The organism is Oceanisphaera submarina (genome assembly GCF_046521305.1).
Taxonomy (GTDB): Bacteria; Pseudomonadota; Gammaproteobacteria; order Enterobacterales; family Aeromonadaceae; genus Oceanimonas; species Oceanimonas submarina.
On the sequence record NZ_JBKGFN010000009.1, the window covers coordinates 77,537 to 98,337 of the forward strand.

The following is a 20,801-nucleotide window of genomic DNA, read 5'->3' on the forward strand; positions in this document are numbered from 1 at the left end:
GTGACCTCAGCATTCATCCTTTGCAAGCCAGAGAAGCCCCCAGCCGTGAGCACCCACAATCATTTCCGCCTGCTGGAACAGTACCAGCAATACGAGTCCGTTATTCACAGCCTGATGGAATCCATCATGACCAGCCTGAATGGAGTCGCGCTGTTGCAGGACCGTCAGGTCCAGCAGCAGAGCATCGACTACCTCAGCCGGGCCTATCCCTTTGTGGAACTGCTCTACAGCCTGGACAGCAATGGCATCCAGTTGATGGACTCCGCCTACAGCCCGACCATGAGCGAGCGCAATCGTCGCTCGCCGGGCAAAGGCAGCGACCGCAGCCAGCGACCCTATATGCTGGCCGCCAAACAGAAAGCCAATGCCATAGTGGTGACCAATCCCTACCTGTCGATTGCCACCCACCAGCTGGCAATCTCGGTGGTACAGCATCTGGTAGACGAGCAGGGCCATGATCGCGGCTACCTGGTCATCAACTTTAACTTGAGGCGCCTGATTTCCTACCTCAACGGTGACGAGATGCGTTTCCGCTGTCATCGCTACTTCCAGTGGATCTATGGCCTGATCGGTGGCCTGCTGATCCTGGTCTCGGCCCTGTTGCTGTACTCGGCATTCGAGTCTCTGCTCTCGGTGTTTGATGCAGACAGCAATGTGGCAACCGGCGCCTTCGGCACCGTTATCCTGATCACTCTGGGGATGTCGATATTCGATCTGGGCAAGACCATCCTCGAGGAAGAGGTACTGGTAAACAAGGACATCCACCATCATGACTCGACCCGGCGTACCATCTCCCGCTTTATGGCGGCCATCATCATTGCGGTATCTATCGAGGCCCTGTTGCTGATGTTTAAATCGCTGCTCGACGGCGATGGCGGCAATCAATTGCTCAATGCGGTATGGATGCTGATGGCGGCGGTGGCCATGCTGACCGGTCTGGGGGTCTACCTCAAACTGAGTCGGGATAGTCAGGGGCTGGACCAGGGATCCTGACTCTGTACCGGCTCATCCCTTTTCACGATGCTATGATGCTTATCGCCCGGGCCGCAAACCGGTGAACATTGCCCAATGAAAAAGGCCGGTGGGGTTAGCCACCGGCCTTTTTCGTTCACCGGGCCCGAATTCAGGCCTTGTTCTGCTCCGCCTGACAGACGGCGGCGGTAAACAGCACATCGGTAGAGCTGTTGAGGCCGGTTTCTGCCGAGTCCTGCAGCACGCCGATGATGAAGCCCACGGCCGCTACCTGCATCGCCACCTCGTTGGAGATGCCAAACAGGCTGCAGGCCAGCGGGATCAGCAGCAGCGAGCCACCGGCCACACCGGAGGCGCCACAGGCAGAGATAGATGCGATCACGCTCAGCAACAGGGCGGTGGCAATGTCCACTTCTATGCCCATGGTGTGCACCGCAGCCAGGGTCAGCACGGTAATGGTGATGGCGGCGCCGCCCATGTTGATGGTGGCCCCCAGCGGGATAGACACGGAGTAAGTGTCTTCATGCAGATCCAGCCGCTTGCACAGATCCATGTTCACCGGAATATTGGCGGCAGAGCTGCGGGTAAAGAAGGCGGTCACACCGCTTTCACGCAGGCACTTGAACACCAGCGGGTAAGGATTGCGACGAATCTTGTAATAGACGAGCAGCGGGTTCATCACTAGGGCTATCACCAGCATGGAGCCGAGCAATACAGCCAGCAGCCGGGCGTAACCCCACAGGGCATCGAAGCCGGTATCGGCGATGGTGTTGGCCACCAGACCGAAGATGCCGATGGGCGCCAGCCGGATCACGAACTTGACGATACCGGATACGCCAGTGGCGATATCCCGGAACAGGTGCTTGCTGGAGTCGGCGCCATGACGCATGGCCAGACCCAGGCCGATGGCCCAGGCCAGTACACCGATGAAATTGCCGGTCAGCAGCGCATTGACCGGATTATCCACCATTTTGAACAGCAGAGTCTGCAACACTTCACCGATGCCCTCGGGCGGAGCAGCGTCGGCGCCGTTGATCGCCAGCACCAGCTCGGTAGGGAAGGCAAAGCTCATCAGCACCGCGGTCAGGGCGGCGGCGAAGGTACCCAGCAGGTACAGCGACAAGATCGGCTTTATGCTGGTCTGGTTGCCTTTCTTATGGTTGGCGATGGACGAGGCCACCAGCACGAATACCAGAACCGGCGCCACAGCCTTGAGCGCGCTCACAAAGAAGTTGCCGAGCAGACCGACCGAATTGGCGGTGGCCGGCGATAATACGGCCAGCAGGGTACCGGCGATAATGCCGATCATAATTTGCGTCACCAGGCTGACACTATTGGTCATCCGCAGCAAAAGGGGTTGTGTTTGGTTCATAATCATCCTGTAGATGGGTAAAAATCCATCTCATACACTAAAGTCGGTGCGACTTTATAGCAGAACAGACTAGAAAAAAACCAAAAACACAGCGTTTTGCAACTTATGTAGCATTTAAATCCAACACTAGTTAACTTTTTGGCATATACGATCAGGTAAATTCATATATTTGATAATAAAGACCAAGGAATCAGCCTTTGGAAACCCATCATTTCAACCCCACCTGGCGAGATGCTCCGCCTTCGGTGGATGGCCAGGAAGAACAATGGCACGAGCGCTCTACGAACGCCCGCTGCTGTATGCAAGAACCTGGCTGCTTCTTGTGATCAGTCCTCAGGCCGTCACGCCATGGGGATCACGATTCGGCTTCTCTCGCGGATGGCATCAGCCAACGAGCCAGCCGGGGCTTGAAGTAGCCGAAATCAGGTGTTGCCAACTCGGGGTCCTTGCCCTGGTCATCCAGTCGTCGTACCCGAATGGCCATGTCCAGATACGGATTCGCCTCCATCACCGCCACTTCTTCCGCAGACATATCGCCGCCCTGCAAGGCAAGAGAATCAATCGAAGCCTGAGACAGTTGTGACCGATAGTCAGGATCCACCGTTACCAGATAACGCTTGGCCGCCACATGAAGGCGGATCGGCTCTATTATTCCCGCCGGAAAAAATTCTGCCAGCCAGGATGCGGCCGATTCCTGATGGCGGTTGTCGGTCCCGGACATCAGTACTTCCGGCGGCAGCTTATTGGCATAGTGACCCACATCGTGCAGCAGCGCTGCCAGTACCACGGCTTCGTTTTCTCCCTGCTGTTCACCCAGCCAGGCAGCCTGCAGCATATGCTGAGCCATGGTCACCTCCTCTCCCAGGTAAGAATCGGCACCGTGGAGGGTGAAGATGGCTTCAATCATGTCGAGAATATTTTCTGACGTCGGGGCCTGGTTCAGCATGGCTTTACTCCTGATCGGTAGAGGGTGGAATAGAGACCATCCAGATCGCTGTAGGCCCCTTGCAGATGCCGACGACCGCCATCGGTAAAGGCGGTGCGGGCATGCATCACCCGGGTATTATCGAAGACAAGACAATCGCCCGCTTCAAGACGAAAGGTGAGCGCCAGCTCCGGAGCGGACAGGATCTCGGCCCAGAGTCGGTAGGCCTGATAGAAGGCCCTCTGCTCTTCAAACGGCAGCATAAAAGGAGCAATGGAACGGTTGTTGTAGCGCACTTTGATTACCCGACCACTGTCGTCGGTTTCGATAAAGGGCACCCGGCTACGCAAATCGGCCTGCTCGTCACTGAACCGGTAAGGCAGACGGACTCGGGTCAGCAGTTCAAAGGCTTCGGGATGTTTTGTCTGCAAACGGGCCGCTGCCTGAAAACCATCGACCAGCAGATTCTCGCCGCCGTCCACCTCATTAGCCAGGCAATGGAGCAGCTGTACGCCGGGTACCGGATCCCGGTAGGGATTATCGGTGTGCGGGCCAAGACCCAGGTTGCTGAACGCCAGGTTGCTGGGTGAAACGACGGTTTGCACGTCAAACAGGCGGCCATAATTGGTTTCACGCACAAAACCGAAGGTCTCGATCACCTCGAGTACCTGACCCGGTTTGCAAGGCACGTCCCGCAGCAAGACCAGACCGCTTTCGGCGACGGCGGCCAGTGCCTGGCGGCGGCAGTCATCCTTGCAGATATAGTCCTGCCACCCGACAATCGGCAGTTGAAAATCGTTCCCGTACCATAGTGTCTTGCCTGACTGGCATCGATCATCTTCGGATGTCATCAGACAGTCCGGATCCAGCTTTACCAGTGGATAGTTCAATTGCCTGCCCGTTGTCAGGTGGATCGTCAGGGCTTCCCCTTGCCGCTCCACGGCACGGATCCCGGCCTGCCAGTCCAGATCCAGTACCGAGATCAATCTCTGGCCATTGTCATGACGGCCGGCAGGCTCATGATCCTGCAACCAAAGCACGTCCAGCCGGGTTACCCGACCGTCATTCCAGATCAGCGTCAGGCTGTCAGGTTCAAATTCGAAGTGTGTCAACATAATGTAGCTCCCGTTAGTTGGGAGCTACTCTATCGCCCGGACATCACCGGCAAAATCGATTATTTCTGGGGCTTTACCTTAGAAATGCTGAAGCCTGTGTCATCAAAACGCCATAAAAACAGGGTATCAGGGACGGACTCCGGCAGCGGCTACCCGACCGCATATGGCCATTGAAAAAAATGACTCAAGTGTGGAAGAGCATGCAATATAAAACCAATCGTTTGCCCCCCCTCAATGCGTTACTGGCCTTTGAAACGGCAGCCCGCTATCAAAGCCTTACCCGCGCAGCAGCAGAGCTGTGCGTGACTCAGGGAGCGATAAGCCAGCGGGTCAAACAGCTCGAAGACTTCCTCAACGTAAAGCTGTTTATACGTCGTGGCAGCCGTATCGAACTCACCGACGAGGCCCGTTCCTACCTTCCCTTGCTCAGCTGGCTGTTCGAGTCTTTGAAAAAAGGTACGGATGACCTGTTCCAGGGCGAGAAGCAGAGTCAATTAACCCTGCGGGTAGCGCACAGCTTTGCCGAGCACTGGTTGATTCCCCGGTTGAGCCGATTTCGGCAGGCCCACCCTGGCATCCAGCTAAGAATCCTGGCTACCAGCCATGCCATGCCGGATGAACCGGGAGAGGTGGACCTGGAAATCATCAATGGTTATGGCAACTGGCCGGATCGGGAGGCGGAACAGCTGACCGACGATAATTGGGTCGTGGTGGCCAGCCCGGAACTGTTGATCCGCTACCCGGCCGACGCCCCCCTGCATCTCTTATCTTCTTACCCCAAGCTGGGGTGCTACGGCTACCGGGAAGGGTGGCGGGACTGGTTCCGGCAACAAGACCCCCTACAAGGCTACGGCATGCCGCTGATGGAATTCAGTACCTCCAGCCTCGCCATTGCCGCCGCCCTTCAGGGCCTGGGCTTGCTGCTGGTACGCTATCCTCTGGTCAGACAATTGCTGGAACGGCGTGAACTCGGTCTGGCCCATTCCTACCAAATGCCCAGCCAAAGCAACCACTACCTGTTGATCCCGCCCCACAAACGCAGCCTGGAAAAAATACGGGTGTTTCGACAGTGGTTGCTACAAGAGTTGGCACAGGAAAGCGCGCCCCAAAAAGAAATCATATGAGTCTTTACCTGGTTTTACTAAGGCTGCGCCTTAGCAACCATGGCGGCAAATGCGTAAAACGGCATTTTCACATAAAAAAAACGTCATCCCCCCCTGCTAATCTCACTGGCAACTCCTCTGATACTACTAGCGAGAACCCGATATGAACTGGAAGCACAGCCTGGCCGGCTTACTGCTGATCTCCGGCGCCCCCCTGGCTCATGCCGAGACCTTGAATACTCCCCACTGGGTGGAATTCAACGGCAAGGAGTCCCTCGATCCCATTTCCCCCACCCGCTTCTATGCCGCCAACCAGCTGATCTACAACCGGCTGGTACGCCAAGGTGAACAGGGACAGCCGACCGCCTCCCTGGCCAGCGACTGGAGTGCCAATGCCGGCGCCGATACCTGGATTTTTCAGCTTCGCCCGGACGTCAAGTTTCATAACGGCAAGACCATGACGGTGGACGACGTGGTTTACAGCTTCAATCGTATCCTTGATCCCCAGCGCGACGCCCCGGCCCGGGCAGCCCTGTCGGTGATAGAGCAGGTCACCGCCGACGAGGACGGCAAGATTACCTTCAGGCTGAAACAGCCGCACGCCGACCTGCCCATCTTGCTGATGGATTATCGGGCCAAGATAGTTCCCGTCGGTTTCGACGAAGATCCCGCTCTGATGGGTATCGGCACCGGCCCCTTCAAGCTGACCAAATTCGTCCCCAGAGGCACCAGCCAGTTTGATGCCTTCGCCGATTACTGGGAAGGCCGGCCAAAACTGGATGGCATGGACCTGATCGGGATCCCGGATGACAACGCACGCACCCAGGCATTACTGGCCGGCCAAATCGACTGGTCAGGCTGGAACGGCGTCAACGGTCAGCAATTGCGCCTGTTTGAAGCCAATCCCGGTTTCCACTACGACTCGATTCCCACCGGCGACTGGCGTGGCATTGTCTTTCGTAACGACAACCCGGCCCTGCAGGATCCCCGGGTGCGCAAAGCCTTGAAGATGGTGGTCAATCGCCAGGAAATGGTCGAACTGCTATTCGGCAAGGCCGGCGCGACCATCTCCTGCGACAACCCGGTATGGGCCGGCGACCAGTATCGGCTGGCACAACAATGTGAGCAGGATATCGACGGCGCCAGAGCGCTGCTGAACGAGGCCGGCTATCAAGACAATCTGACTCTGGATATCTACACCAGTGCCGTCGATAACTATTTTCGGCCGATGACGGAAATCTATCAGCGTCAGGCAGCCATGGCCGGCATTCAGGTCAACATACACACTGTGCCCGCTTCCGACTTCTGGAGTGCCACCTGGATGAAGAAGCCGGCCTTCAATACCGCCTGGGGTCAGCGGCCCGCCGATCAGGTCATGAACGAAATCTTCGGCGGCCAGGCCCAATGGAACGAGTCCGCCTATAACAACCCGGCATTTGACCGGCTACTGTCCCAGGCTCGCCAGGAGCTGGACAAAGAGCAACGCACCCGGCTCTATCAGCAGGCCCAGGCGATGCTGACAGACGACAGCAGCACCCTGATCCCCTTCCACCTGAACAACAACCGGGTGATGCGGGCCAATGTCTCCATTCCCGCTGTCGAGCACTTTGCCATTCGCTGGCACCAGGTCGAAAAATCCTAATGTCACGCGCCCCCAGGGGCGCTTTCTCGAGATGCTTATGTCTAAAAAACTGATTGTTATCCTGCTCGACGGGGTAGGTGCAGACCTGTTTGAACAATATCGACACCGACTGCCGCACCTGCAGCAACTGGCACGACAAGGTACTCTTGTCCAGCGGCTCGCTGCCGATGCCAACGCGAATTCTATGCCGGCCCGGGCCGGCATCCTGACCGGTATGGATGCCACACGACATGGTGTTTATGCCAACGACCTGTGGGACGGCCAGCGTTTCCGCCCCGCCGCAGCCGAGGATCTGCAAGCCCCCACTCTGGCGCGATACGCCAGGGCGCAGGGTAAACGCGTGGCCTCCATCGGCTTCGGTCTGGTCAGCGAGGAAGACTGCGACTGGTTTTTGTCTCCCTGGTGGCAAGACGGCTGCCTACGGGCCAAATCCCTGAATAGCCCGGACATACACCCACTGACCGGCAACACCGAGTCCCTGACCCGGGTCGCCGCCAATGATCACCGCCTGCTCCAGCAAGCCTGGCAAATACTGGACGAACAAGGCCCGGATCTGCTGTTGCTGGAACTGAACAGCCCGGACTATTGCCAGCATGTGCTGGGTAATGACAGGGAACTGGTTGCCTGGTCGCTGGAGCTGATCGACGCCCAACTCGGCTGCCTGCTGACCCGGCTGCGCGACAGTGAACTCGATCGTCAGTACAACCTGGCCATCATCAGCGATCATGGCCACCAGCAGGTGGAAACCGCGCTGCTAGTCGAACATATCATTCCAGAAGTCAGCACTCACTGCGACGGTGGCCTGCTGTTTGTCAGGCACGACGCCACCACCGACATGCCCAGCATCGGTGCAAGACTGGCCGCCTTTGGTGTCACCCCACTGGACAACCGCTCTTATCTTCCGGCCGAGCAATGTGACCGACTGTCGGTCTTTGTCGCCCCGCCCCATACCAGCTTTGAGTCCGCCGCCAAACACGGCGGCGACCAGCCGACAGCCAGACCCAGATATGTCTCCACCCACGGTATGGGACCCGATCAACCGGGAGATGATCGCATTGCCATCTTCGCCGGCCCGGACGTACGACCAGCCCGACTCTCTCAGGCCGATTCGCTGTCGGTCATGCCCCGTCTGGCGTACCTGCTGGGTCTGACTGATGTTTTCGAGGAGCCTCAGACATGCTGATGTTGCTTTGCAGGCGCCTGGTTTACGCCTGCTTCACCCTGGTTTTTGTCGCCGGCCTGGTATTCACCGTGACCGAGGCCCTGCCGGGAGACTTCTGTACCAACTATCTGGGACGCAACGCCACCGATAACAACCTGGCCCTGTGCCGGGACAACTTCGGCCTGAGCCAGCCGTTCACTCAGCGCTTCATCGCATGGAGCGGCAATCTGCTCCAGGGAAACTTCGGTCTCTCCCTCAGCACAGGACGGCCGGTGAATCAGGAATTGCTCCCCCGGATCGCCAATACCGCCCTGCTGGGCGGGCTGGCCACCCTGGCTGCCATTCCCCTCGCCCTGTTGCTGGGCATGGCCACCGCCATCCACCGGGATTCCCGGCTGGATACTCTGGTATCCAGTGTCACCCTGCTTGCCATGACCATACCCGAATTTATTACCGCCACCCTGCTTACCCTGATATTCGCCATCTGGCTGCCCTGGTTTCCAGCCATTAGTCTGGCCGGTGCCAACGCCGGGCTGGACACTTTGCTGCCCAGCGCCTGGCTGCCGGCGCTTACCCTGGTATTGGTCAGTACCGCTCACATGATGCGAATGATGCGCAGCAGCACCATTGACGTGCTCTCCTCCGGATTTATCAGGATGGCCCGGATCCGGCATATCCCCACCGCAAGCCTGCTGCTGCGCCATGTGTTGCCTGCGGCCGTATTGCCGACGATCACTCTGGCCGCCATGACCGTCGCCTGGCTGCTGGGGGGCGTGGTCATCATTGAGCAGATATTCAACTATCCGGGTATAGGTACCCTGATGATTTCAGCGGTTTACGACAGGGATATCCCGGTAGTACAAGCCTGCGCCCTGACCCTGTCCGCCATTTATATCGCCTGCAATCTGCTCGCCGATATCGGTGTCACCCTGCTTAACCCGAGGCTGAGATAATCATGTCTGCATCCCTGATATGGTCCGTTAAACCAACCAGGCCCCTCTGGCTTACCCGACTGACCGCCAGCCGTTCCGGACGAATCGGCGTCCTGCTGCTGGCAGGGCACCTACTTGTTGCCCTGTTGGCACCCGTACTGGCTCCCTTCGACATCACCGCCGCCGACAGCCTAGCGGTATTACAGGCACCCGACCTCCGGTACTGGCTGGGCACGGATCAGATGGGCCGGGATGTACTGAGCAGAACCCTGATGGGTGGCCGAGAAGCCATCATCACCACCTTCCCTGCCGCCCTGCTGGCCGTAGGTTGGGGTTCGCTGGCCGGCCTGTTCATCGCCATCCGGGGTGGCAGAACAGAAGACTGGAGCATGCGCCTGGTCGACGCCCTGTTGTCTATTCCCTGGCTGCTGTTCATGCTGCTGATCATCAGCATGACCGGCCCCGGCCCTCTGGTCTTCATCATGACTCTGGGATTCTTCTACGGCATCGCCGTGATCCGGGTGGTGCTGACCGCAGCCAAGGAAGTGCTGTGCCGCGATTTTATCACCGCCGCCCGACTGAGGGGGGACGGGCATCTGATGATCCTCCGACGCGAGATCCTGCCCAACGTGCTCGACGTGATCCTGGTAGAAGTCGCCATGCGCTGGTCCTGGATGCTGCTGGCATTCAGCTCCCTGTCGTTTCTCGGCTTCGGCGTATCACCGCCCACCCCGGACTGGGGACTGATGATCGCCGACAACAGGGGCTTCATGTCTTTTGCCCCCTGGGCCGTTCTCGCACCGATTCTGGCGTTGAGCAGTCTGATCATCGGCATCAATCTGACCTCGGATGCCCTGGCCAAGAGCCTGGGCCTGGACAATATCTCCGCCGTTCGTTAAGGAAACCACATCATGTCTCATTCATTACTGGCTATCGAGGGTCTTAAGCTCGGTTATCAGGACCATCAGGGAGACTTCCGGGCCGTACTGCGAGGGGTGAACCTGTCATTGGCACCACGGGAAATTCTCGGCATCGTCGGCGAATCGGGCTGTGGCAAGAGTACTCTGACCATGGCCATGCTGGGCATGTTGCGCAGCGGCAGCCGGGTTGCCTCCGGATCGGTAAGCCTGGACGGCACCCCGGTCACTCTCAGGGAACACCAGCCGGACGCCCTGGTTCACCAACGGGGTATCAGCCTGATCCCCCAGCAGGCAGGGCAGGCCCTCACTCCCCATATGACCATAGGCGCCCAGCTGCAGGAAATAATCCGCCTGTACCAGGGCGAAGGACGGCACATAGATCAAGCCATTTCGTTACTGGAACAGGTGCGCTTGCCCACCCCGAAACAGTTGCTGAATCGCTATCCCCATCAATTATCGGGTGGCCAGCAGCAAAGGGTGGTCATCGCCATGGCACTGGCGGCAAAACCCCGCCTGCTGTTGATGGATGAGCCCACCACCGGCCTCGACGCCACGACTCAGGTGCATGTATTGCATTTGCTGCGGCAGTTGCGAGACGAGCTGGATACCAGCATCGTTTTTATCAGTCATGATCTGGGTGCCGTCTCCAGTCTCTGTGATCGCATTGCCGTCATGTACGCCGGTCACCTGATAGAAACTGCCGACAAGGCCGAGCTGATCGCCGCTCCCCGCCATCCTTATACCCGGGCCCTGCTTGCCGCATCTCCGGGATATCAGGAACAGGGGCTGCCCCCCGAGCTGCCCGGCGCACCGCCCGCCACCGGCAGCCACATCCAAGGATGTGCCTTCGAATCCCGTTGTCCGTCCCCACAGTCACTGTGCCGGCAGCAGACCCCCCGCTTGTCCAGAGGGCACAATGGCGTGGCCTGCCATTTCCCGCTCCCTGCACCAACTCAGGTGCCGACGGCCGGGATACCAAGGCCGTCGGCAATCGACAGGGACCATCTCCTGCTTCAGGTTCAGGATCTGGCCATTCGTTATCACAAGCCCGGCTGGCTACACAGACTACGACAACAAGCCGTCATCAATACCGTAGACGATATCAGCTTCAGCCTGAATACAGGACAGACCCTGGCCCTGATTGGCGAGTCCGGCAGTGGTAAATCCTCTATCCTGAAAGCCATTGCAGGCATCAACCCCATTCAGAAAGGGGGATGCAGGCTCCACGATCAACCACTCGCCGAGAGTGTCGAAGCCAGAACCTCCGAACAGAAGCGTGATGTTCAGCTCATATTCCAGCACCCGGATGCCGCTTTGAACCCAAGGCTGACGATATTTCAGAGCCTGGCTCCGGTGCTGAACAAGTGGTTTGGCCTGCAGGGAGACGAATGCAGGAAGCAAGCAGGCCAGTTGCTGAAAGAGGTGAAACTCGATCCCGACTATCTTGACAGGCTGCCCGGCCAACTGTCAGGCGGAGAACAGCAAAGGGCGGCCATTGCCCGGGCTCTGGCCGCCAGACCCGAGCTACTCTTGTGTGACGAGGTGACCTCGGCGCTGGACGTATCGGTGCAGGCAGCCATCCTTCGGCTATTGTCCCGGTTACAACGGGACAGGAATATCGGCATTCTGTTCATCACCCATGACCTCAGCCTGGTCAAAAGCTTTGCCGACAGGGTTGCCGTCCTGTATCAAGGCAGACTGGTACAGCTCTGCTCCACCCGGCAGCTGGCATCCGGTCCGCTACACCCTTACACCCGGCTACTGCTGGAGGCGACCCTGACTCCGGGAACCCCTATGCCCGCCGTTGAGTCAACCGCTGGCCATGAGCCTGGCCTGCCAACCCAGGGCTGTGCTTTCCAGGCCCGCTGTGCCCACGCCATCAAGGGCACCTGTGATCGCGTACTCCCTCCACCCCGGCCCTGCGGTGAAGGCTGGCTGCGCTGTCACCTTTCTCTGGAAGCGCTGACATCAAAAAACCTGGAAATAAAGCGTGTCGCCTGATCCCGCCGCTTCACCGTTTATACGACGACAACCATTCGGCAGGCTGTAATGACGGGAGCCAGCTGGTGAAGGAATATCATTTGGCTCCACTTCGCTCCGACCTCCTGCTACGCTTGGTTGGCTCCCGGACGTAACATCACAGAATATCTTGATACGGTCCTGATCTCTCCACCGCAAAACACCGCTACAAGGGGACCCCATGCGTCGTATTGCCAACCTCATACTGCTGATACTGACCCTGCTCCCTGTCAGTACACTCGCCCTGAGCCCGGAACAGGTGCCCGCTCCGCTGCAACCCTGGGTTGACTGGGTGTTGCATGGTGAAGAACAGCGACACTGCCCCTTTATCTATAACCAGGAGGCCACCCATCAATGTGCCTGGCCCAGCCGACTGGCTATCGACCTCGGCGAGCACGGCGGTCGTTTCAGCCAGCAGTGGCAACTCTACCGGGAAAGCTGGGTGCGACTACCCGGAGACGATCGGCGCTGGCCCCAGCAGATCACCGTCAACGGCAAACCGGTGCCGGTGACCGCCGACAAGGGCAAACCCCGCATCAGGCTGCCTGCCGGACAACATCGCATCGAGGGCCAATGGCACTGGGATCGTTTGCCGAAAAGCCTGACGCTGAATCCGGCTACCGGATTGCTGGCACTCACTATCAATGATGCATCGATAGAATGGCCGGATCTGGATAAAGATGGCCGTCTCTGGCTCGGCCAGCGCAAGACTGGTGCCGAGGATCCCCCTCCTCAGGGTAATGCTCTGACCCTGCAGGTATATCGCAAGGTCGAAGACAGCATTCCCCTGCAGATCACCACCCGGCTCAACCTGGAAGTGGCCGGCGAGCAACGGGAACTGCTGCTGGGCCCGGTACTACTCGATGAACAGATTCCGTTGCAACTGAACAGCCCCCTGCCCGCACGGCTCGAACCCGACGGCCGGCTGCGGGTACAGGTACGTCCCGGTCGCTGGAGCATCAACCTGAGCAGCCGCCATCCGGACCCTGTTACAAGCCTCGCCCTGCCCAGAGTGCCCTCCCCCTGGCCGGAGCAGGAGGTATGGGCCTTTCAGGCCGTTAATCAGCTACGGCTGGTCGAGGTCGAGAATCTGATCTCCATCGATCCCCAGCAAACCAGGCTGCCGCCAGACTGGCAACGTCTGCCCGCCTACCTGATTAATCAGGGTGATCGCATGCAGCTCAGGGAAATTCGCCGGGGTGATAGAGAGCCCGAGCCGGACCAACTCGAGCTGAGCCGCCAGTTGTGGCTGGACTTCGACGGCGGCGGCTACACCCTGCAGGACAACATCAACGGCCGCATGACCAAAGGCTGGCGACTGGAAACCACCCCGGCCCTGCAGCTGGGCCGGGTTGCCATTGACGGTCAACCGCAATTCATCACCCAACTGGCAGACTCGGAGCGGGTCGGGGTGGAAGTGCGCCGGGGTACGCTCAGCCTCAGCGCCGACAGCCGCTACCAGGGCAACATCAATACTCTGCCGGCGGTGGGCTGGAATACCGACCTGCAACGCCTGCACACCCGCCTGCATCTGCCGCCGGGCTGGAAACTGTTTTCCGCCTCGGGCATGGATAACGCCTCCGACACCTGGCTGCAGCGCTGGACCCTGCTGGATCTGTTTCTGGTGCTGATCGCCGCCGTCGCCGCCTATCGTCTCTGGGGCTGGCAATGGGGTGTGCTGACCCTGCTGACCCTGGGGCTGATCTGGCATCAATCCAGCGGACTGGGCCCGCCACGCTGGGTCTGGCTGCATCTGCTGGCGGCCACGGCGCTGCTGCGGGTGTTGCCCGCCGGGCGACTGCGAAAATTCATGATCGGTTATCGCAATGTCAGCCTGCTGGTGTTGCTGCTGATCGCCATTCCCTTCATGGTGGCAGAAATACGCACCGCCATGTATCCGCAGTTGGCACACACTTCGCCATATCCCCCCTTTTCCATTGAAGCCGAGGCACCGATGGAAATGAAAACCGACGCCGACCAGGCATTACCGGCTGCGGCACCATTACGGGAGCTCGCCGACAAACGGCTGACCTCGTCCTATGCCTCCGGCCAGAGCAAACCACTGGCGCCACTCGACCCCGATGCCAAGGTGCAAACCGGCCCCGGTCTGCCGAACTGGCAATGGAACAGCGTGGATCTGAGCTGGAACGGCCCGGTACAACGGGATCAGCAGATCCGGATGGTACTGCTGTCACCGGGCATCAATCTGGCATTGAACCTGCTGCGGGTCGGGCTGATCAGCCTACTGGTGCTGCGTATGGCGGGCATTAATGTCAGCCGTGACCGCGGCTTCCATCTGCAACGCAGCCTGCTGTCGGCCCTTGTTCCGGTAGGGCTGCCGCTCTTGCTGCTGGCCCCCCTGTTGCTTGTCCAGCCCGGCACGGCCCGGGCAGAAATGCCGGATGCGCGCCTGCTCGAACAACTGAAAAGCCGATTGCTGGCTCCGCCCGACTGCCTGCCGGACTGCGCCCAGATACCGCAGATGAACCTGGACATCAGCCCGCAGCAACTGGTTGCCGAACTGGAAATACATACCCAGGAAGCGGTCGCCGTGCCCCTGCCGGCCGATACCGAGCACTGGATGCCACGCCAGGTACTGACCGATGGCGACGTCGCCGAGGCGCTGCTGCGTGAGCGGGGCGGCACCCTGTATCTGCGACTACCGGCAGGCATTCACCGGGTCCGCCTGAGCGGCCCCCTGCCCGATCAGGGCGCCGTTAGTCTGCCCCTGAGCCTGCGGCCCCATAGGGTGACAGCGCAGGCAAGCGGCTGGACCCTGCAAGGCATAGGCGACAACGGCGTGCCGGAAGCACAGCTACGGTTGAGCCGGATACAACCGGCCAGCGCCACACCGGGCCCAACCAGACTGGAGCCCGGCGTGTTGCCGGACTTTGTACGAGTAGAGCGGCTGTTGCGACTCGGCCTGGACTGGACAGTCGAGACCCGGGTGACCCGTCAATCGCCGGTCGGGCAGCCGGTTTCGCTGAAGGTACCCTTGCTGACGGGTGAGTCGGTACTCACCGATGGCATTCGCGTGCAGAGCGGCAAGGTCATGCTTGTTCTGGCCGCCAACCAGCAGGAAGCCCGCTGGCAGTCCCGACTGGAAAAAGCCACAAGTCTTACCCTGACCGCCTCCGAGACTCACCGCTGGACCGAAGTCTGGCGGGTAGATACCAGCCCTGTCTGGCATCTGGAGAGCAGCGGTATACCGGTGATCCATCATCAGAGCGCGACCGGTAACTGGCTGCCGGAATGGCGCCCCTGGCCCGGAGAACGGCTCACGCTCGATATCAGCCGCCCCGCCGGGGTCGACGGCCAGACCCTGACCATCGACAGCACCCGTTTAACCGTGCAGCCCGGCAAGCGTGCCATCGATGCCAGCCTGCAACTGCACCTGCGCAGCAGCCAGGGCGGTCAGCACAGCCTGCAACTACCCGACAACATCAGCCTGCAGTCGGTCAGCATAAGCGGCAAGGTCCAGCCTGTTCGTCTGCAGGGCAGGACCCTGACCTTTCCGCTGACACCGGGTGCCCAGACCCTGGAGGTTCATTGGCGTCATGACGACGACATAAGCCCGCTGTTTTATACGCCGACCATCGAGCCGGGCAGCGCCAGCGTCAACAACGACATAACGCTGGAACTGGGCGAAGATCGCTGGATCCTGTTTGCCATGGGCCCACGGCTGGGCCCGGCGGTGCTGTTCTGGAGCCTGCTGGCCATTACCCTGCTGCTGGCCTTCGGCCTGAGCCGGGTGCCCTTCACACCGCTGCGCTTCCATCACTGGCTGCTGCTGGGCATAGGGCTGACCCAGGTGCCCCTGTGGATGGCGCTGGTGGTAGTGGCCTGGCTGCTGGCCCTCGGCCTGCGCGGACGCTGGCAGCACGCCGAGGCCGGTCGACTGTTCAATCTGGCACAAATCGGCCTGGTATTGCTGACCCTGCTGGCGCTGAGCTACCTGTTCTTTGCCATACAACAGGGCCTGCTGGGCCTGCCCGACATGCAGATCAGTGGCAACAACTCCTATGCCAATACCCTGCGCTGGTATCAGGACCGAAGCGAGGCCGCGCTGCCCCGGGCCTGGGTGTTGTCGGTGCCGCTGCTGGTGTACCGGTTGCTGATGCTGGCCTGGGCGCTGTGGCTGGCCTTTGCCCTGCTCGGCTGGCTACGCTGGGGCTGGAGCTGCTTCTCCAGCCACGGCCTCTGGCGCCCCTTCAAGCTGCGCATCGCTCGCGGCGGCAAGAAGGACACACCCGGCAGCGACAAGCCGCCCAAGAGCTGAATAGCGAGGGCCAGACCGTCGGCCAAAGGGCCCGCTCCGCCGACTCGCCATGGGACATGACACTCGCCGTTTCATCCCTGAAACAGAAGGTCGACGGAGCAGATCCCTTTGTCCTCCTTCCAGCTCCGGAGTCGCCTGTCGGCGCCGTCTGCAGGCAGCTCGGAGTTACAGAAGAGGCAACAGAGATTGCCTCTGGAACTACAGCACGCGGACAGTTGAATACCGGTTAGCGGTTTACCGGGGAGCGAGCTTTGCATAGAGTACCCCTATGCTTTTCGGGACTCATTCTTCCAGACAAGGAACAACAACATGAAAAAGTCGCTGGCTTCGGCCCTGTTTACCCTTTCCATGGCCGTGGCCCAGCCCGGTCTCGCCGCCGACTCCATAGTGGTGTCTTCCAAAATCGACACCGAAGGCGGCCTGCTGGGCAATGTTATCTATCTGGCACTGGAAGATGCGGGACTCGATGTGGAAAACCGCTCGCAACTGGGCGGCACCCCCATAGTACGCAAGGCCATTACCTCCGGCGAAATCGATATCTACCCCGAGTACACCGGCAACGCCGCCTTCTTCCACAACCGGGAAGCAGACCCGGCATGGAGGAACGTCGAGCAAGGCTACGAACTGGCCAAACAGCTGGACTATGACCAGCACCAGCTGGTCTGGCTGACCCCAGCCAACGCCAACAACACCTGGGCCATAGCGCTGCGTCAGGACATCGCCGATAGTAACCAGTTACATACCATGTCCGACTTCGGCCGCTATGTGGCCCAGGGCGGCAGCATCAAACTGGCCGCCTCGGCCGAATTTGTGTCCAGCCCGGCAGTACTGCCCGCCTTTCAGCAGACCTATGGCTTCACCCTGAACGACGATCAGCTGCTGGTGCTGGCCGGAGGCAACACCGCAGCCACCATCAAGGCGGCTGCGCTGCAAACCGACAACACCAATGCGGCCATGGTGTACGGTACCGATGGTGCCATCGCCTCGGTCGGCCTGGTGGTGATGGAAGACGACAAGGGTGTGCAACCCGTCTACGCCCCGGCGCCCATAGTGCGCGAGCAAATCCTGCAGGCGCACCCCGAAATCGCCACCATTCTGGCGCCCATATTCCAGTCGCTGGACGTCAAGACCCTGCAACAGCTGAACAGCCGCATCGCCATCGGAGGCGAAAGTGCCCAGGCCGTTGCCAGAAGCTATTTGTCCGACAAGGGTTTTTTGAAGGGCTGACCGGCTGACAGGTACAGCGAACCTCGTAGACAGAAGCCAAAGCCCCATAGGCAAACTTGTTCGCCGGGACGCCCTTTTTCAGCCCAATCAAACATCCAGTGAATGTTTGCAGTGGGCTGCAACAGCGAAGTGTCATGTCCTACGGCGTATCTGTGCTCGGGACCGGCTTCTGTCGTACCTCGATATCAACTGGGTTACCCGTACCTCGCGTTTTTTAAGCATGTGCCAGGAGTTTTTTTGAAGTTTTCCAATCTGGACAAGGTCGGCGGCACGCTCGGGTTCGCCCTGCTGCTGTCGCTGCTTGCCCTGCCCTTCGTCAGCCTGCAGCCCAACCGCATCATGCCAGGCCAGGGCCTGGGCCTGCTGGAAGCCGCCGGCCTCCACACCCTGATACCGCTGTTGATGATGTTGGTACTCACCAACCTGCTATCTCTTTTCAAAACGGCAATACGCATCCGTTTGGTGCTGATTTTTCTGACGCTGATGACGCTGATGTATACCGTCGGCGCCAGCGGAACACAGCTGCTAAGCGATGCCAGCCCGCTGGCCCGGGTTTCCCTCAATGGCGGCTTCTGGCTGGCGGTATTCTGGCTGGCGCTGCTGCTCACCGACGCCGCCATCAAGCTGGCTTTGCCTCCCCTGCCCCGGCTGGCGCTGGTGGCGGTGATCGTGACTGGCGTGATGGCCCTGCTGGCTTCCGGCCACTGGAACGACCTGTCTCTGCTGCGGGAGTATCGCAACCAGACCGACTTCTGGCACCAGGCGGTTCGTCATCTGCAGCTGTCACTCGGCAGCATAATACCGGCGGTACTGGTTGGCATTCCGCTGGGGGTACGCTGTCATCGTTCGGCCAGGCTGAAGGCCATGGTCTTTCCTGTGCTCAATGTGCTGCAGACCATTCCCAGCCTGGCCATGTTCGGCCTGCTGATGATCCCCCTCAGCCTGCTCGCGACCGGCTACCCGCTGCTGGCCGAGCTGGGTATTAGGGGCATAGGTGCCGCCCCGGCGGTGATCGCGCTGTTTTTCTATTCGCTGCTGCCCATCGTCAGCAACACGGCGCTGGGCTTCGACAAGATAGACGCCCGGGTGCGAGAGGCGGCCACCGGCATGGGCATGAACGCCCGCCAGCGCCTGTGGCAGGTAGAATTTCCGCTGGCCACGCCGGTGATTCTGACCGGCCTGCGGGTAGTGGTGACCATGAACATAGGCCTGGTGGCGGTGGCGGCCCTGGTGGGCGGCGGCGGTTTCGGCACCTACATCTTTCAGGGGCTCGGGCAAACCGCCACCGATCTGGTGATTCTGGGCGCGGTACCGACTCTGGTGCTGGCCTTCTTGTTCGCCATCGTCATCGACACCCTGATAGCCCTACAGAAAGGCGGAAAAGCATGATCGAAGTAAAAGCACTCAGCAAACAGTTTGGCGCACAAATGGCCGTCGATAACCTCTCGTTCAGGGTAGAGCGCGGCCAGTTCTGCATGCTGGTCGGCACCTCCGGTTGCGGAAAATCCACCACTCTGCGCATGATCAACCGGCTGATAGAACCCAGCCGGGGCCAGATCCTGATCAACGAGCAGGATGTTACCCGCTTGCCGCCGGAACAGCTGCGCCGCCGCATCGGCTACGTCATTCAGGGGGTCGGGCTCTTTCCGCACAGAAGCATCCATCAGAACATCGCCACCGTGCCCCGGCTGCTGGGCTGGAAAAAAGCGGACATCGATGCGCGGGTTACCGAGCTGCTGACCCTGTTCAAGCTGGATGCCACCACCTTCGCCGACAAATATCCACATCAGTTGTCCGGCGGCGAACAACAGCGGGTCGGCGTGGCCCGGGCCTTGGCAGCAAGGCCGGAGCTGCTGCTGATGGACGAGCCCTTCGGCGCCCTGGACCCGCTGACCCGGGAGCACCTTCAGGACGAACTGTTGCGGGTGCAGCAGCTACTGGGCATCACCATCATAATGGTGACCCACGATCTGGAAGAAGCGGTGAAGATGGCCGATGTGATCGCGGTGATGGACAAGGGCGAGCTGCTCCAGCTGGACAGCCCCGAAGCCCTGTTGCGCCACCCACGGGAGGGATTCGTACAGAGTCTGGTGGGCGGGCTGGATCGCTCTTTACGCCTCCTCGCCATCAAGCAGGTGAGTCAGGTGATGACGCCCTTGCAACAGCCATCGGCATCACCGGCTCCCACCATCGCGGCCGACGCCAACCTGCGCGACGCCATGGCACTGCTGATCTGGGAAGGCGCCGACTGCCTTCGGGTGGTGGATGCCGCCGGCAAGCACCTCGGTCAGGTCACTATGCCTGATCTGCTGCAACAGGGTGCCAGAACATGACATTTTCATCTGTCCGCGGTTGGTCGGGCATCGGCCTCCCCTTGCTGCTGTTGCTGATCATGACCCTCAACATGGCATGGCTGGAGCCACTGTTTCGCCCGCTGGTCGATGCAAGGGCCCCGGCCATCTACCCCCGAGACAGTTTTCTGAACCTGCTGCTGTGGCATCTGGCGGCGGTGTTCATCGCCATCGCCGCCGCCACCCTGGTGGCCCTGGGCGGCGGTACTCTGGTCACCCGCGCCGCCGGTCGGGATTTTCTGCCCCTGGCCCGGGCCATCGCCAATCTGGGCCAGACCTTTCCGCCGGTAGCGGTGCTGGCGCTGGCGGTTCCCGCGCTGGGCTTCGGGCTGACGCCCACCCTGGTGGCGCTGTTTCTCTACGGTATGCTGCCCATTTATGAAAACACCGTCACCGGTCTGCAACAGGTACCCGCCAGCGTGCGCGAGGCGGCGCGCGGCATGGGCATGAGCCCGCGCCAGCAACTGTGGTCGGTAGAGTTGCCGCTGGCATTACCGATGATCATCGCCGGCATTCGTATTTCGCTGGTGATCAGCATCGGCACCGCCACCATAGGGTCGACGGTGGCGGCCAAGGGCTTTGGGGAAGTAATCATTGCCGGCCTGCTGACCGACAACATGGCCTTCGTGCTGCAGGGCGGCATCATGGTGGCGCTGGTGGCCATCCTGATCGATGCCCTGTTTCAAAGGCTGGAACGGCGGCTGTCGCCGCCGGGTGGGTAATTGATGGTCATGCCCATGCACACGGGCATCCAGAGCAGCAGTGCACGGCCTTAACCTCGA

The 20,801-nt window shown here is 60.2% G+C and carries 15 protein-coding genes; 12 read left to right on the top strand and 3 right to left on the bottom strand.

Annotation, left to right across the window (positions count from 1 at the left end):
• The first annotated feature begins 45 nt into the window (after positions 1-45).
• Positions 46-993 (top strand): PDC sensor domain-containing protein, encoded by a 948-nt coding sequence (locus ACLEIV_RS10310; RefSeq protein WP_410456565.1) that lies wholly within the window; start codon positions 46-48, stop codon positions 991-993.
• A gap of 130 nt (positions 994-1,123) precedes the next feature.
• Here ACLEIV_RS10310 and sstT read toward each other — a convergent pair whose 3' ends face one another.
• The 3 genes from sstT to ACLEIV_RS10325 all read right to left on the bottom strand — a co-directional run bounded on the left by sstT (position 1,124) and on the right by ACLEIV_RS10325 (position 4,384).
• Positions 1,124-2,344 carry a serine/threonine transporter SstT gene (gene sstT / locus ACLEIV_RS10315; protein ID WP_410456566.1) on the bottom strand — a complete coding sequence of 407 codons (1,221 nt, stop codon included), beginning with the start codon at positions 2,342-2,344 and terminating at the stop codon, positions 1,124-1,126.
• Positions 2,345-2,699: 355 nt separating this feature from the next.
• Positions 2,700-3,290: an HD domain-containing protein gene (locus tag ACLEIV_RS10320; protein ID WP_410456567.1), complete on the bottom strand. Its 591-nt coding sequence runs from the start codon at positions 3,288-3,290 to the stop codon at positions 2,700-2,702.
• The gene (locus ACLEIV_RS10325; RefSeq protein WP_410456568.1) at positions 3,284-4,384 is read right to left on the bottom strand and encodes a TauD/TfdA family dioxygenase; all 1,101 of its coding nucleotides are present in this window, start codon (positions 4,382-4,384) and stop codon (positions 3,284-3,286) included. Before ACLEIV_RS10325 ends, ACLEIV_RS10320 begins: the two co-directional genes overlap by 7 nt.
• 200 nt (positions 4,385-4,584) lie before the next feature.
• Between ACLEIV_RS10325 and ACLEIV_RS10330 the strand changes: the two genes are divergently transcribed.
• The 11 genes from ACLEIV_RS10330 to ACLEIV_RS10380 all read left to right on the top strand — a co-directional run bounded on the left by ACLEIV_RS10330 (position 4,585) and on the right by ACLEIV_RS10380 (position 20,741).
• A complete protein-coding gene (locus ACLEIV_RS10330) occupies positions 4,585-5,508 on the top strand; it encodes a LysR substrate-binding domain-containing protein (RefSeq protein ID WP_410456569.1) in 924 nt (307 codons plus the stop codon).
• 142 nt (positions 5,509-5,650) lie between these two features.
• Entirely contained in the window at positions 5,651-7,129 is a 1,479-nt protein-coding gene (locus ACLEIV_RS10335; RefSeq protein WP_410456570.1) for an ABC transporter substrate-binding protein, read from the top strand.
• A 37-nt stretch (positions 7,130-7,166) separates the two neighbouring features.
• Positions 7,167-8,312 carry an alkaline phosphatase family protein gene (locus ACLEIV_RS10340; protein ID WP_410456571.1) on the top strand — a complete coding sequence of 382 codons (1,146 nt, stop codon included), beginning with the start codon at positions 7,167-7,169 and terminating at the stop codon, positions 8,310-8,312.
• Positions 8,306-9,244 carry an ABC transporter permease gene (locus tag ACLEIV_RS10345; RefSeq protein ID WP_410456572.1) on the top strand — a complete coding sequence of 313 codons (939 nt, stop codon included), beginning with the start codon at positions 8,306-8,308 and terminating at the stop codon, positions 9,242-9,244. The genes ACLEIV_RS10340 and ACLEIV_RS10345 overlap by 7 nt, the downstream gene beginning before the upstream one ends.
• Before the next feature lie 2 nt (positions 9,245-9,246).
• The gene (locus ACLEIV_RS10350; RefSeq protein ID WP_410456573.1) at positions 9,247-10,122 is read left to right on the top strand and encodes an ABC transporter permease; all 876 of its coding nucleotides are present in this window, start codon (positions 9,247-9,249) and stop codon (positions 10,120-10,122) included.
• Between the two features lie 12 nt (positions 10,123-10,134).
• A complete protein-coding gene (locus ACLEIV_RS10355) occupies positions 10,135-12,144 on the top strand; it encodes a dipeptide ABC transporter ATP-binding protein (protein ID WP_410456574.1) in 2,010 nt (669 codons plus the stop codon).
• Between the two features lie 199 nt (positions 12,145-12,343).
• The gene (locus tag ACLEIV_RS10360; protein WP_410456575.1) at positions 12,344-16,441 is read left to right on the top strand and encodes a hypothetical protein; all 4,098 of its coding nucleotides are present in this window, start codon (positions 12,344-12,346) and stop codon (positions 16,439-16,441) included.
• 309 nt (positions 16,442-16,750) lie between these two features.
• Positions 16,751-17,668, top strand: coding sequence for a glycine betaine ABC transporter substrate-binding protein OsmF (osmF, locus tag ACLEIV_RS10365; protein WP_410456576.1), 918 nt, complete (start codon positions 16,751-16,753; stop codon positions 17,666-17,668).
• A 237-nt stretch (positions 17,669-17,905) separates the two neighbouring features.
• Positions 17,906-19,057, top strand: coding sequence for an ABC transporter permease (locus ACLEIV_RS10370; RefSeq protein ID WP_410456577.1), 1,152 nt, complete (start codon positions 17,906-17,908; stop codon positions 19,055-19,057).
• Positions 19,054-20,001 (top strand): ABC transporter ATP-binding protein, encoded by a 948-nt coding sequence (locus ACLEIV_RS10375; protein WP_410456578.1) that lies wholly within the window; start codon positions 19,054-19,056, stop codon positions 19,999-20,001. Before ACLEIV_RS10370 ends, ACLEIV_RS10375 begins: the two co-directional genes overlap by 4 nt.
• Entirely contained in the window at positions 19,998-20,741 is a 744-nt protein-coding gene (locus tag ACLEIV_RS10380; protein ID WP_410456579.1) for an ABC transporter permease, read from the top strand. Before ACLEIV_RS10375 ends, ACLEIV_RS10380 begins: the two co-directional genes overlap by 4 nt.
• Positions 20,742-20,801 lie beyond the last annotated feature (60 nt).